At 56.6% G+C, this 13619-nt stretch carries 10 protein-coding genes; 1 reads left to right on the plus strand and 9 read right to left on the minus strand.

From position 1 onward, the window contains the following. Positions 1-109 precede the first annotated feature (109 nt). The 9 genes from yicI to HB631_RS06100 all read right to left on the minus strand — a co-directional run bounded on the left by yicI (position 110) and on the right by HB631_RS06100 (position 12416). Complete coding sequence (gene yicI, locus HB631_RS06060) at positions 110-2437, minus strand: alpha-xylosidase (protein WP_213990264.1); 2328 nt, start codon at positions 2435-2437, stop codon at positions 110-112. Between the two features lie 66 nt (positions 2438-2503). Beyond that, on the minus strand, positions 2504-3856 hold the full coding sequence (locus tag HB631_RS06065; protein ID WP_213990545.1) for a glycoside-pentoside-hexuronide (GPH):cation symporter: 1353 nt from the start codon (positions 3854-3856) through the stop codon (positions 2504-2506). Between the two features lie 207 nt (positions 3857-4063). Next, positions 4064-4813, minus strand: a complete 750-nt coding sequence (gene fucR, locus HB631_RS06070) for an L-fucose operon activator (RefSeq protein WP_213990265.1) — start codon at positions 4811-4813, stop codon at positions 4064-4066. Positions 4814-4880: 67 nt separating this feature from the next. Continuing rightward, on the minus strand, positions 4881-5309 hold the full coding sequence (gene fucU / locus HB631_RS06075; RefSeq protein ID WP_213990266.1) for an L-fucose mutarotase: 429 nt from the start codon (positions 5307-5309) through the stop codon (positions 4881-4883). Between the two features lie 13 nt (positions 5310-5322). Continuing rightward, a complete protein-coding gene (gene fucK / locus HB631_RS06080) occupies positions 5323-6771 on the minus strand; it encodes an L-fuculokinase (RefSeq protein WP_213990268.1) in 1449 nt (482 codons plus the stop codon). Between the two features lie 260 nt (positions 6772-7031). Continuing rightward, the gene (locus HB631_RS06085; protein WP_213990269.1) at positions 7032-8831 is read right to left on the minus strand and encodes an L-fucose isomerase; all 1800 of its coding nucleotides are present in this window, start codon (positions 8829-8831) and stop codon (positions 7032-7034) included. Positions 8832-8920: 89 nt separating this feature from the next. Continuing rightward, on the minus strand, positions 8921-9844 hold the full coding sequence (locus tag HB631_RS06090; protein WP_213990546.1) for an ABC transporter substrate-binding protein: 924 nt from the start codon (positions 9842-9844) through the stop codon (positions 8921-8923). An 88-nt stretch (positions 9845-9932) separates the two neighbouring features. Further along, positions 9933-10913 carry an ABC transporter permease gene (locus HB631_RS06095; RefSeq protein WP_213990270.1) on the minus strand — a complete coding sequence of 327 codons (981 nt, stop codon included), beginning with the start codon at positions 10911-10913 and terminating at the stop codon, positions 9933-9935. Between the two features lie 3 nt (positions 10914-10916). Continuing rightward, complete coding sequence (locus tag HB631_RS06100; RefSeq protein WP_213990271.1) at positions 10917-12416, minus strand: sugar ABC transporter ATP-binding protein; 1500 nt, start codon at positions 12414-12416, stop codon at positions 10917-10919. Positions 12417-12950: 534 nt separating this feature from the next. Between HB631_RS06100 and HB631_RS06105 the strand changes: the two genes are divergently transcribed. Continuing rightward, the gene (locus HB631_RS06105; protein ID WP_213990272.1) at positions 12951-13598 is read left to right on the plus strand and encodes an L-fuculose-phosphate aldolase; all 648 of its coding nucleotides are present in this window, start codon (positions 12951-12953) and stop codon (positions 13596-13598) included. Positions 13599-13619 lie beyond the last annotated feature (21 nt).

The following is a 13619-nucleotide window of genomic DNA, read 5'->3' on the forward strand; positions in this document are numbered from 1 at the left end:
TATTCACGGCGTGTTTACGATCTGGCAGCCTGTCCCGACCGGACCACTTTGTCAACAAGGTCCGGCACAGGTGCCCTGTGCCTTCAGTTTTTCGGCCTCTGGCTCATGCTCAGTCCGCCAACCGGATCGTCAGCGCTTCGGCGCCGTGGTCCGGGGTGATGATGATGCCGAGGTCGCCGTCCGCCCCCTGGCCGCCGATTGCCGATGCGATGCGGTGAATATTGCGCAGGCACAGGGTCCAATGGCGGGCTTCCCCTTCGGCCCGCAGATAAATGTCCTGCCCGCGGCGTTCGGCCGTCAGGGTGAACCGGGTTTTACCCGTGGCGGAAGGAAGCCGGCACTCCGCCTGCCGGCCTTCCGCCAGGGCAAACAGCTGGAAAGCCGGCTCAACGGTATAGTCATAATCCGGCCTTTGATCGTTTTGACCCAGCGGCAGCAGGGTATTCTCCCGCACATAGAGCGGCAGGCTGAGAAAATCATGGCGCTCTTTACGCCAGCCGCCGGTGGCTTCGGCATTGCTGAACAGATGGGTCCAACGGCCCGGCGGCAGGTAAACGTCAACCTCACCCTGTTCGCTGAACACTGGCGCCACCAGCAGTGCATCCCCCAGCATATATTGGCGATCGAGATAATCGCAGCCGGGATCGTCGGGGAATTCCAGCATCATGGCGCGCATCATCGGCGTACCGGCGCCGGCGGCCTGGACCGCCGCCTGGTAAAGGTAGGGCATCAGGCGGCATTTCCACTGGGTAAAATGCCGCAGCACGTCACAGGCTTCCTCATCATAGGCCCAGGGGACGCGGTAGGATTTGCTGCCGTGCAGCCGGCTGTGACTGGACAGCAAGCCGAAGGCGCACCAGCGTTTATAGACGTGGGCCGGGGCGGTATTTTCAAACCCGCCGATATCATGGCTCCAGAAACCAAAGCCGGACATGCCAAGGGAGAGGCCGCCGCGCAGGCTTTCCGCCATGGATTCATAGTTGGCGTAACAGTCGCCGCCCCAGTGCACCGGGAATTGCTGCGCCCCCACCGAAGCGGAACGGGCAAACAGCACCGCATCCTCCCGTCCGCGTATTTCCTGTAAGAGCTGAAAAACCGCCTTATTGTACAGATAGGCGTAATGATTATGCATTTTCCGCGGGTCGGCGCCGTTAAACCAGACCACATCGGTGGGGATGCGCTCGCCGAAGTCGGTCTTGAAACAATCGACCCCCATCTCAAGCAGACGCCGCAAGTGGCCGGTATACCAGGCGCAGGCCGCCGGATTGGTAAAATCCACGATGCCCTGGCCCGGCTGCCAGCGATCCCATTGCCAGACCCGCCCGTCGGGGCGTTTAAGCAGATAGCCCTGCTCCATGCCCTGTTTGAACAGCGGCGATTTCTGGCCGATATAGGGATTGATCCATAAACAGATCTTGAGTCCCCGCCCTTTGAGCCGTTGCAGCATGCCCTCCGGATCGGGAAAGACCTCCGCATCCCAGGTAAAATCGCACCATTGGAAGGCCTTCATCCAGAAACAGTCAAAATGGAACACATGCAGCGGCAAGCGCCGTTGCGCCATGCCGTCGATAAAACCATTCACCGTTTTTTCGTCATAATCGGTGGTAAATGAGGTGGTCAGCCATAAGCCGAAGGACCAGGCCGGCGGCAGGGCGGGACGGCCGGTGAGGCGGGTGTAGCCGTCCAGCACCTGTTTGGGCAGCGGGCCGTCTATGACGAAGTATTCAAGATATTCTCCCTCGACGCTGAACTGTACTTTGGACACTTTTTCCGAAGCCACTTCGAAAGAGACGCACTCCGGATGGTTCACCAGCACGCCGTAACCGCGGTTAGTAAGATAAAACGGAATATTTTTATAGGACTGTTCGGTGCTGGTACCGCCGTCCCGGTTCCAGGTCTCAATGGTCTGGCCGTTTTTCACCAGCGCCGCGAAGCGTTCACCGAGGCCGTATACCGTTTCTCCCACGGCTAAATCCAGGCGTTCAAAGACATAACTTTTATCCAGATGCTCGTTCCGGACATAGCCGCCGGACCGGGCGCCGCTGCCGGTGATGCGCCGGCCGTCATGGAGAAAGTCCAGGGCCCAGGTTTCTCCTTTGCTCACCCGTACCGACAGGCCGCCGCTGCTCAAGGTCGCATAGTCATCATTATCCTCAATGCGGGTGACGGTGGCGGGATCGTGGTTCAACGGATAACAGGGTGTTTGCGGAGAAAGTCCCTGGAAATGTTCAATGCGTACGCCGATAACGCCGGTCTGCGGCGAGAAAAAACGCAGGGTAAGCAGAGGAATGTCCAATTGATCTCCCCGGGAGCTGACGTCGCGGGGGGCGGCGAACACCACCAGATCCCGGCCTTCCCGCCGGACCTCGAAGACCTGCAGTGGATGGGTCAGCTGCAAATCGGGCTGTATCAGCCAGTTGCCGTCGCTTATTTTCATCTTATCGCCTCAAAACGTAATGAATGATTCGACCTGGTTAAGTCTGTTTCAACGCGGCCGCTGCGGTTATTTGCGTGCTATGCCCTGGGATAACTCGCCTAAAATGCGGTTCATCATCGGGGTGCGCAGGGTATAAAAACGCTGGGCCACAATAGCGCTCAGCAGGTAACAGATACCCGGCGCCAGGGTGAACAGGGCAATCACGCTCGCAAGCGTCCCACTGTTCTGAGTGGCTCCCCCCGCTTGATAACCCGCGCCGGCCAGCACCCAGCCTATTATGGCGCCGCCCAGGGCCAGCCCCAGTTTGAGGACAAACAGCGTACCGGCGAAGCTGATGCCGGTCAGCCGTTTGCCGTTGGTCCATTCGCCGTAATCCACGGTATCCGACATCATGACCCACTGGATAGGCGTGACCATCTGGTGCAGCACGCCGATGATAAAAATAAAGCCGAACATGATGATATTCGCCCCCATCGGCACCATGAACATGGCGAAGCTCAACACCGCCAGCGCGGCGTTGGTCCACCAGAATACCGCCACTTTGCAAAACCGGTCGGTGACCGGTTTCGCCAGGGCGCTGCCGATGAGGTTACCCACCGAATAAGTGCCGAGGAACAGGGCGAAAATCGCCGGATGGCCGAGGATATAGGTGACGTAATACATCATGGCGCCGCCGCGTACCGATACCGCCAGGATATTGAGGATGGTCAGAATGCCGACGATACGCCATTGGTCGTTATGAATGATATCCCGCAGGTCTTCGCGCATGGTGCCCTGCGGGGCGGTGCGATCGCTGATTCGCTCCCGGGTGGTGGCGAAACACAACGCCAGCATGATAATCGCCACTAGCGAAAGAATGGCGATACCGCCCTGGAATCCCCGGGCCTGGTTCGTGCCGCCCACCAGTTTCACCAACGGCATCATCAGTACCGTGCTCAGCATGCCGCCGGCGGTGGCCAGTACGAAACGATAGGACTGCAGCGAGATACGCTGGGTCGGATCGTTGGTGATGACACCTCCCAGGGCGCAATAAGGAATATTCACCACCGTGTATAGCAGGGTCAACAGGGTATAGGTCACGGAGGCATAGATCATTTTACCGGTCAGGCCGAGATCGGGGGTGCTGTAGGTAATGACGCAAATAATGCCGAAGGGTATCGCCCCGAACAACACATAAGGGCGGAATTTGCCCCATCGGGTGCGGGTGCGGTCGGCCGCCAACCCCATGAGCGGGTCGGAAACGGCGTCCAGCGCCCGGGCGAACAAGAACATCGTGCCGGCGAACCCCGCCGGGATGCCGAAAATATCGGTATAAAAGAACATCAGATAGAGCATGACGTTATCAAATACGATATGGCTGGCGGCATCCCCCAGCCCATAACCGATCTTTTCTTTAACAGAGAGTATTGAATGAGAAATGATGGAATCTGCCATTGTTTTTATCCTCAACGACTGTCGTGGTTGGAAAGACAAAAAGCTTATACCCGTCATATTCAGGGTATGGATGGCTGTTAAATTAATAAGTTACGAATTCCCTTACCATTACGTTATTTCATAATGTAATTATGTTTGTTGTTTTATGTGATCTTGTTAGCTTATTTGTTTGTCGCCATGACGGCGTTGCCGCTAACCCTGTAACAGCTTATGCGCCAGCACCGGCACGATTCGGGAATCCCCCGCGTCGGATATGATCCGTTCCACCTGGGTCAGCGGGCCGATTTTCACCGTGCTTTTACGCCCGAGCTTGCTTTTGTCCATCAGCAGCAGGGATTGGGTGGCTTTGTGGAGCATTATGGTTTTGAATTCGGCGTTGATGGCGTTGGAATCCCACATCATGCCATCGTTATCAATGCCTTCGCAGGAAAAGATAAACAGGTCGATGTCCAGGTGTTTCAGCAGTGAAAAAAGTGAGGCATTCATATAGCAGGCATATTTACGCTGCAGTGTGCCGCCGGAACTTACCAGGGTAATACGGGATTTTTTTTCCAGTTCATGGCAAACCCTGACGCTGTTGGTAAACACCGTCAAGGGGATGTCCGGCAATTTTTTCGCCAGATACCAGCAGGTGGTGCTGGCGTCCAGGGCAATCACCATGTCCTCGTCGATCCAGGTCAGGGCCTGTTCGGCGATATCGGCTTTGCTATAGAGGTGGCTTTTGATCCGGTCATTAAACGAGTCGCCGCTGTCCGGCGCGCCCCGTTTGATGCTTTTCGCCCGGCCATGTTGACGGATAATCAAGCCGCGGTCCTGCAAGCTATTGAAATCGCGGCGGATGGTCTCTTTGCTGACCTGGAACCAGGCCGCCAGTTCGTCCACCTTCAGGATCTCCTGTTGAGAGATTAACGCCAGAATATCTTGCTGCCGCGTTGATTTCATATGCCCTCCGATGCCCAGGGTCCGGATATCTGTACTGACCGTGGGCATACGATACGGCATGGGCCGGTCAAAATATGGGCGTCACCCCCTTTTTTAGCAAGATATTGCCGTATTTCGCCGTTTCACCGGTGAGGACAATGGCAGAGGCGCCCCGGGCGCGATGGTAAAACCCGTAACGATCGATACGCGTCACCGGCGGATGTTCGCCGTCACCGAACAGGGCCCGTAAATAGCGGGTCTCCACCTCGGGATCCAGCTTATCGCCGGCGCCGGGGGCCATCATCACCAGCGGCGGGGCGTAGCTGTCCAATTCAAATAACGGGATGATAGCCGCCAGCAGCGCGGCCACCGACAGTCCGTCGGCGCGCACCACCTGCGGCCCGAGGGAGTGGGCCGGGAAAAACGCGTCCGCCAGGATAATTTCGTCGCCATGGCCCATCTCGGCGAGAATTTTCAGCAGCGCGGGAGAAATAAGCGGGGAAATATTTTTCAGCATAGCGAGGCTCCGTTTAAAGGGGAAGGCCGGCGGGGGGCAGCAGCCGTTGATAACGGACGGCGTCGTCCCCCGGCCTGAACCATTGGTATTGATAGGTCACCTGTTGGCGGGCCGCTTCCGGCGTAGCGTAGTAGCCGATACCGCTCCAGGCGAACATCGACGCGCCGAGCACGGTGGTTTCGGGCTCATTCAGCGCCTTGATGGGCAAATTCAGCAGATCCGCCTTGATCTGATTCCATAAATCGTTGCGGCTGCCGCCCCCCACCAGCGTCAGTTCGTGGCTGGTGAAATGGCCGATGTGTTCAAGCAATCCGAGATTATCCCGCAGGGTGGCGGACAGCGCTTCTAGCGCGGCGCGGTAGATATGACCGCGCCGGACCGACAGCGACAGGCCCTGCCAGCCGGCCCCGGCGTCCACCAGGCTGCCGTGCGCACGCACGCCGTCGGCGCCCGGCGGGATTGCCCGGGCTTCTTCGATCATTTCCCGGTAGACCGCGTCGGGAGAACTGCCGCCCCAGCACAGCTGGCGGACCCATTCCAGCACGCCGGACGCCAGCCATTGCAATCCGGGATTAAACAAACCGGCGCAGCTGTCCAGTTCGCAGGTGGATCCGGCAATTGCCGGCAGCATGCCGGTATTCACCCGCTGACTGCGTACCATCAGGATTTCCCAGGTGCCGGAAGAGAGGACCGGTTGATCGAGGGCGGCGCCGGAACCGAACAAGGCAAACTGGGTATCGTGGCCGGCACAGACAACCGGCAGTCCCGCGGGCAGCCCCAGCCGTTCGGCAATGGCGGGCAGCAATGGCCCAATCACCTCGCCGGCGTCGATAATAGCCGGGAAAAGCCGGTTATCAAGCCCGACGCTCTGCAAGATCCGCTCGCTGAACGCTCCACGCTGCACATCCAGCAGTTGACTGGTGCCGGCCATGGTGCGATCGGTGGTGAACGCGCCGGTCAGCCGGTGATTTATCAGTGAGGAAATAAACAGCCAGGCCCGGGCCTGCTTCAGCAGGCGGGGCTGGTTTTCCCGCAGCCACACCAGCTTATAGAGGGTATTGAAGCTGAATTGGCCGACGCCGGAGATGCCCTGCAGCTCCGCCGGGGAGATATAGCGGCCGATATCGGCCATGACGGCGGCGGTACGCGGACATTTCCAGCTTATGATCGGATAAAGCAGCTTCCCTGCTGAATCCACCAGGGCGCCGTCAACCCCGAAGGTAGTGACGGTCAGGGCGTGAATGCGGCATGAGGAGAGCTCGGCGGATAAGCTGCGGCAGCACTGGCCGAGGCCGTCCATCATCCCGTCCAGGGACCATACCTGCCAGAGCGGGTTTTCGCCGCCGGGCCGGCTGGCGTTGGGAATCACCGCCTTCGCCACCACCCGTCCCTCGGGAGAAAGGGCGACGGCCCTGAGATTGGTGGCGCCGCAATCCAGTACGATGACAACATCTTGGCTCATGGCGGCTTAAGCCTCCGGATAGATTTTGTGACAGTTCGGACGAATTGCCGCCGTCAGGCGGCAATTCGCGTGCTTGTTGACAAAGTGCCCGGTCGGGACAGACTGCCAGATCGTAGCTATACAGCAAACCTGCCGTGAATACGTCCCTGTAGGCTCGATCCGCGCCGTCCCTGGCGCGGACGGTTTACTCCTCTGGCAGCCTGTCCCGCCTTTTTAACTCCGAGTCCGTTTGTCAGCAGTCTGACGAATTGCCGGCGCGGCTATTTTTTATACAGCGCGCCGTAGTTTTCACAGGCGCGGTAATCCTGTCCTTCCGGGTCCATGCCGTGAGCGGCCCAGGCGGTGGGGCGGTAAATCTGCTCCTCCGGCACATTGTGCATACATACCGGGATCCGCAGCATGGCCGCCAGGGTGATAAAGTCCGCTCCCACATGGCCGACGGTGAGGACGCCGTGGTTGGCGCCCCAGTTGGCCATTACCGAATAGACGTCGCGGAAGGGGCCATTGCCGGTGAGGCGCGGGGCAAACCAGGTGGTGGGCCAGGTGGGATCGGTACGCTGAATCAAGGTGTCGTGCACCGCCGCCGGCAGGTCGACGCTCCAGCCTTCGGCGATCTGCAGTACCGGGCCGATGCCGCGGATGATATTGACTCGCGTCATGGTGAACGGTACGCCGCCCCGGCTCAGGAAGCAGGACGAATAGCCGCCGCCGCGGAAATACTCATGAATGGCCGGGCACCATTGGGTGGCCGCCAGGCAGTCCAGCGCCTCCTGTTCGCCGATCTCCCAATGCGGTTTCAGGGTTGGTTTGCCTTCGGCGTCGTTCTGGCGACAGGTGCCGTCCAGCGCCGCCGAGCCGGAATTGCTCAGGTGGATAATGCCGTTGGCCCCGTGGCCTTCCAACTGATGTTGCGTGACGCGTTTTACCGCATCGGGGGACCAATAGGTGCGCACATCGGCAAAAATCTGCGCGGTGCCGGTCAGGGTGTGGCCGAACAGCATGGCCACCGCGTTCAGACTGTCGTTTTCCGTCGCCACCACCATGGCTTCCCGCACGCCGTTCCAGTCGAAGGAACTGTTGAGCAACGCCTCGGCGGTATCGCCGTTCGGGTATTGATCGGTCCAGTGGCGCTGTCCCTGGAAACCGGCGGCAATGGCATTGTAACCCAGGGATTCTTCCACAAAGCCCCGTTCGGCCACTTTGGCGCTGCCCTGCATCATGTCGCGGATGCAAATTGCCATCAACAGGCTTTCCCGCAGTATTGCACGGCTTTGTTCCTCGGTCTGGCGGTACTGCTGCGCGTTTCTATCGTTCCCGAATCGGAAATATTTATCCGCCCAGGACAGGGCCAGCTCCAGTTCGTCGGTGTCATAAATCTGCTGATCCATCCGGCGGCGCAGCTCGGTCATATCCACCGCCTGGACCTTCATGCCCAGCCACGACTCAAAAAAGTCATGATCGACAATGGATCCGGCAATGCCCATGGCGACGCCGCCGATGGACAGGTAGCTTTTTCCTTTCAGGGTCGCCACCGCGATGCCGGCCCGGGCGAAGCGCAGCAATTTTTCCCGCACGTCGGCGGGAATATGGCTGTCGCCGGCGTCCTGTACATCGTGGCCGTAGATGGCGAAGGCCGGCAGTCCTTTTTGATTATGGCCCGCCAGGGCGGCGGCAAGGTATACTGCGCCGGGGCGCTCGGTGCCGTTAAACCCCCAAATGGCCTTCGGGCGGAACGGATCCATGTCGATGGTTTCGCTGCCGTAACACCAGCAGGGAGTGACGGTGATGGTCAGGCCGATATTCTCCGTGCTGAATTTCTGTTCGCAGGCGGCGGATTCCGCCATGCCGGCGATACAGGTGTCGGCTATCACGCACTGCACGGCTTCACCATTGGGATAACGCAGGTTGTCGGTCAAAAAGGCCGCGGTGGCGCGGGCCATGTTCATGGTTTGTTCTTCCAGGGATTCGCGGATACCCAGCCGGCGTCCGTCGATAACCGGACGGATACCCACCTTGGGCGTTAAAGACGCGTGGTGAGTGGAAACAGGTTGACTGCTCATAGGGATTCCTTTTCTGTTCTAAACAGCATCGGCGGCGCCGGCCAGGCTTTTGCGAACGGTGCGGCGCCGTCCTTTATTGATTCAGATCGCTACTTTTTGCCAAACGGGTAGAGCAATTTCTGAATCGCCGGATCGTTCAGGTTGCTTTGGGTGACGAATTTCACCGGGATATCAACGGATTTCGGCACCTGCTGCCCGCGAATGGATTTCACCAGTGTGGTGAGCCCCTGGTAGCCGATCTGGTAAGCATCCTGGACAATGAAACCCTGGATAGCGCCGATTTTGAGATAATTGATGATGGCTTCGGTGCTGTCGAACCCGATGACTTTAATTTTGCCGGACAGCCCCAGGGTTTTAATGGCATTGGCCACCCCCAGGGTTGAGCCTTCGTTGGTGGCGTAGATTCCCGCCAAATCGGGATTGGCCCGGGTCATATCGATGGTTTTATCCATCGCCTTCTGCGGGTCGCCGTCGCTGTACTGCACCGGCAGCAACGTAATGTTCGGGTATTTTGCCTTAATGGCTTTGCTGAAACCTTCCGTACGCTCAATGGCCGACGTGGTGCCGGCCACATGGGCGACGATGCCGACCTTGCCTTTACCGCCCAGCTCCTTGGCCAGCGCGTCCGCCGCCGCCGCTCCCGCTTTTATGTTGCTGGTGGCGACAAAACTGACCGGAATATCGGAATTCACCCCCGAGTCGAAAGTCGCCACGGTGATATGCTGGCTGTTGGCTTTCTCCACCAAGGGAATCAGGGCGTTGGCATCCAGGGACGACAGCAATATCCCGTTGGGATGGCGGGTGATGGTATCTTCCATTAATTGGATCTGTTCGGCGATTTGGGTTTCATCGGACGGGCCGACAAAACTGGTTCTCACCGATAAGTCCTTTGCCGCCGCATCCGTACCCAGTTTCACCGTCTGCCAGAATTCTTGCTGATAGCCTTTGCTGACCACCGGGATATACATCTGGTCAGCGGAATAGGCCTGGCCTATGCCGAATATTGCCATCATTGCCAGGCCGCAAAACGTATTTAATTTCATCGTGACAACCTCATAAAAGTTATATTTATACAGTTCAGGTAAGAATGACGTCGTGGAATTAAATTCTTTTACGTATCGTGTCGAGATAAACCGCCGCAACCACCACAATGCCCATCGCCACCATTTGCCAGAATTGCGATACGCCGATTAAATTCAACCCGTTGTTCAGCACGCTCATGATGAACGCCCCGATAACCGTGCCGCCGATGGTGCCGATGCCGCCCATCAGGCTGGTGCCGCCGATAACCACCGCGGCGATGGCCTGGAGTTCATAACCCATCCCGGCCGTCGGCTGGGCGGAGTTGAGCCGCGACGCCAATACCACGCCGGCAATGCCGGTCAAGACGCCGCAAAATACATAAACGAATACTTTGACCCGTTTGACCTTGATGCCCGACAGGTGTGCGGCTTCCTCATTGCTGCCGATGGCATAGATATAACGGCCAATCACGGTTTTATTGAGGATATAGGCGGAGCCGGCGGCCAGCGCTATCAGGTAGATCACCGGATAAGGCAGGAAATTGAACAGTTTGCCCTGCGCCAGCATTTGAAAGCCGGGATATTGCAGAAAGTAGAGGGCGCGACCGTCGGTGAGCACCAGATTGACGCCGCGAACCGACATCATCAGCCCGAGGGTGGCGATAAACGGCGGAATGGTGCCCTTGGTCACCAGAAAACCGTTGATATAACCGCAAATCCAGCCTCCCAGCACGCCGGCCAGCACACAGACGGAGATGGGCAGGCCAAAGGAGGCCGCCAGCCCCACCAATACGCCGGAAAAAGCCACCACCGAACCCAGGGAGAGGTCGATGCCCGCTGTAATAATCACATAGGTCACGCCAATGGCCAGTATGCCGATAACCGAGGTTTGCAGCGCAATGGTCATCAGGTTGTCGGTGTTCAGGAAATAGGGCGAACTCAGGCTGAAAAATAACATAAGCAGTATCAAACTCAGCAGGGGCGCGAAACGCATCAGCAACGCCTTATTGCTTAATTTTTTATTTGCGCCAATCTGTAAATATTTGGTTATGCCAATCATGTTTTAACCCTCTAACGTCGCAAATTTCATTATATTTTCCTGATCCGCTTGCGATGATTGCAATTCGGCAGTAATACGCCCTTGACGCATGACCAATATTCTGTCGCACATACCGAGGATTTCCGGTAATTCAGATGAAATCATGATGATGGATTTACCTTCGGCGGTGAGTCGATTCATAAGTTCGTATATTTCGAGTTTTGCCCCGACATCAATACCCCGCGTCGGCTCATCAAAAATTAAGATTTCAGAGTTTTTGCATAGCCATTTGGCAATAATGATTTTTTGCTGATTACCTCCGCTTAAATTAACCGCCAATTGGGCCAGGTCCGGCGTTTTGATCCGCAATCGGCGGCGAAGATCCTCGCTGGTTTCCCGGCAGCGTTTCTCGTTTATTACTCCCCAGGCATTGGCGTATTGCCGGTAGCTGCTCAACATGATATTGGTGCCCACCGATAAACCCAGGGCGAGACCGTCTTTTTTCCGGTCCTCGGTAAGATAGCCGATGCCCAGGGTAATGGCGCGGTAAACGCTGTCCACCTTCACCTTGCGGCCGAACAGCATAATGTCGCCGCTGTCGATGGCGTCAGCGCCGAACAAGGCGCGGGCCACCTCGGTGCGTCCGGCGCCCATCAGGCCGGCGAACCCGAGAATTTCTCCCCGCCGCAGCTCAAAGCTGACATTGTCCAATACCCCTTTGCGGCACAGGTTCTTAACGCTAAGCACCGTCTCTTCCCCGGGGACGGCGGCCCTGACCGGGTAGATATCCCCCAGTTCCCGGCCCACCATCATGGTGATCAACTGGGCAATGCGCACCGTAGTGTAATCCACGGTGGCGATGTATTTTCCATCGCGCATTACCGTGGCCCGATCGGCGATGAGCGCCAGCTCCTCCAACCGGTGGGAAATATAAACGATGGAGACCCCCTGCGTTTTGAGCAGGCGGATAACATTAAACAGGCTGTCGATTTCACTTTCCGTCAGCGCGGCGGTGGGTTCGTCCATAATCAGGATCTTGGCGTTTACCGACAGCGCTTTAGCAATTTCCACCATCTGCTGCTGCGCTACGGTTAACGCGGATATCAGCCGGGTGGGTGCAATGCGGAGGTTCAGCATGGCGAGAAGTTTCTCCACCGCCTCGCGCTGTGATGTTTCATCAAGAATCCATTTGATATTTTTATGATGTTCCCGCCCGATAAAGATATTTTGTTCAACGGTTAAATCCGGGAATAGATTAAATTCCTGATGAATAATGGCAATGCCCAGGGCGGAAGCGGCGATGGGACTGGGTATATTTACTGGTTGATCATCAAGATATATTTGTCCTTCGTCACAGGTATAGACTCCCGACAGGACTTTCATTAGCGTTGATTTACCGGCGCCGTTTTCGCCGAGCAATGCATGCACTTCACCCCGATGCAAATCAAAACTGACGTTATCCAAGGCCAAGACACCGGGAAATCGCTTGGTGATATGATTCATCTGCAATACTGTTTCGGGCATGTAGCCTCCGGATAACACTCTGATTAGCCGACTAATCTTTAAGGCGATGATCTGGATAGCAGGGCTGGAAGCCTGTTGCTTTGTAATGTTGCCTCTTTTGGCTAACTCGAGTTAGCAATTTATGAAATGCGTTGTTAAGACACAAAGCCTTTAATCAAATATTGTGATGGTGATCGGAATGAATATGTTAATTCGCTGGAGAAAAGTCTAAACGGTCAATTTAAAAAACATATGCTGTCTGCCCCATAACCGGCATTATGTAAATAAAATGTGAGTTTAATCACTAAAATAAGTCGCTTTATTCTCAGGATTTAACAATAGCGGAGAAAGTTCATTGTCGTTAAATGTCCGTATCTGCTGGTTATTCAAAAAGCGGGCATTATTTTATAAACGTGAATGGCCTGATAAAGGCTGCTGGAATTATTAATGCTGGATTGATCACATTTTTATTGCAGCTGGATTTCGCGTAAATCCTCTCGGTTAATTATAGCGGTCAGGGTTAATTGCCCTGGGACTGTATAGAGAGGATTCAAAATGGAAAGAACACCTTTAGCGCGAGAGATTATCGATACCTGCCTGGAAATGACTCGTCTCGGACTTAACCAGGGTACCGCCGGTAACGTCAGCGTCCGTTTTCGGGACGGCATGCTGATCACCCCCTCCGGTGTCCCTTACGACCATCTCGACGAGCAGCAAATTGTGTTTGTCGACGGCGAAGGACAGGGCGAGACGGACAAAATCCCGTCCAGTGAATGGCGTTTTCATCTGGCGGTATACCATACCCGTCCGGACGCCAACGCGGTGATCCATAACCATGCCCTGAACTGTACTGGGGTCTCCATATTAAATCGGCCGATTCCGGCCATCCACTACATGATTGCCGCCGCCGGCGGGGAGGATATTCCCTGTGCGCCTTACGCCACTTTCGGCAGCCGGGAACTGTCGGAACATGTGGCCGTCGCCATGCGATACCGCAAGGCGACGTTATTGCAGCATCATGGGCTGATAGCCGCCGAAGAGAATCTCTCCAAGGCGTTATGGCTGGCCCATGAGGTGGAAGTCCTGGCGGCGCTGTACCTGAAATTGCTGCCTATCGTCCAGCCGGTGCCGGTATTGCCGTCGGATGAAATCGCCCGAGTGGTGGAAAAATTCAAAACCTACGGTTTGCGGGTGGAACATTAATCCCGCTCAATATAGACCTTA

The organism is Sodalis sp. dw_96 (genome assembly GCF_018449575.1).
GTDB lineage: Bacteria > Pseudomonadota > Gammaproteobacteria > Enterobacterales > Enterobacteriaceae > Acerihabitans.

Bases quoted from the DNA above. Each gene is read 5' to 3' on its own strand.
- fucR (WP_213990265.1), bottom strand. From the start codon at position 4,813: ATGAAATCAACGCGGCAGCAAGATATTCTGGCGTTAATCTCTCAACAG.
- HB631_RS06085 (WP_213990269.1), bottom strand. From the start codon at position 8,831: ATGAGCAGTCAACCTGTTTCCACTCACCACGCGTCTTTAACGCCCAAG.
- HB631_RS06105 (WP_213990272.1), top strand. From the start codon at position 12,951: ATGGAAAGAACACCTTTAGCGCGAGAGATTATCGATACCTGCCTGGAA.
- HB631_RS06090 (WP_213990546.1), bottom strand. From the start codon at position 9,844: ATGATGGCAATATTCGGCATAGGCCAGGCCTATTCCGCTGACCAGATG.
- fucK (WP_213990268.1), bottom strand. From the start codon at position 6,771: ATGAGCCAAGATGTTGTCATCGTACTGGATTGCGGCGCCACCAATCTC.
- fucU (WP_213990266.1), bottom strand. From the start codon at position 5,309: ATGCTGAAAAATATTTCCCCGCTTATTTCTCCCGCGCTGCTGAAAATT.
- yicI (WP_213990264.1), bottom strand. From the start codon at position 2,437: ATGAAAATAAGCGACGGCAACTGGCTGATACAGCCCGATTTGCAGCTG.
- HB631_RS06100 (WP_213990271.1), bottom strand. From the start codon at position 12,416: ATGCCCGAAACAGTATTGCAGATGAATCATATCACCAAGCGATTTCCC.
- HB631_RS06095 (WP_213990270.1), bottom strand. From the start codon at position 10,913: ATGATTGGCATAACCAAATATTTACAGATTGGCGCAAATAAAAAATTA.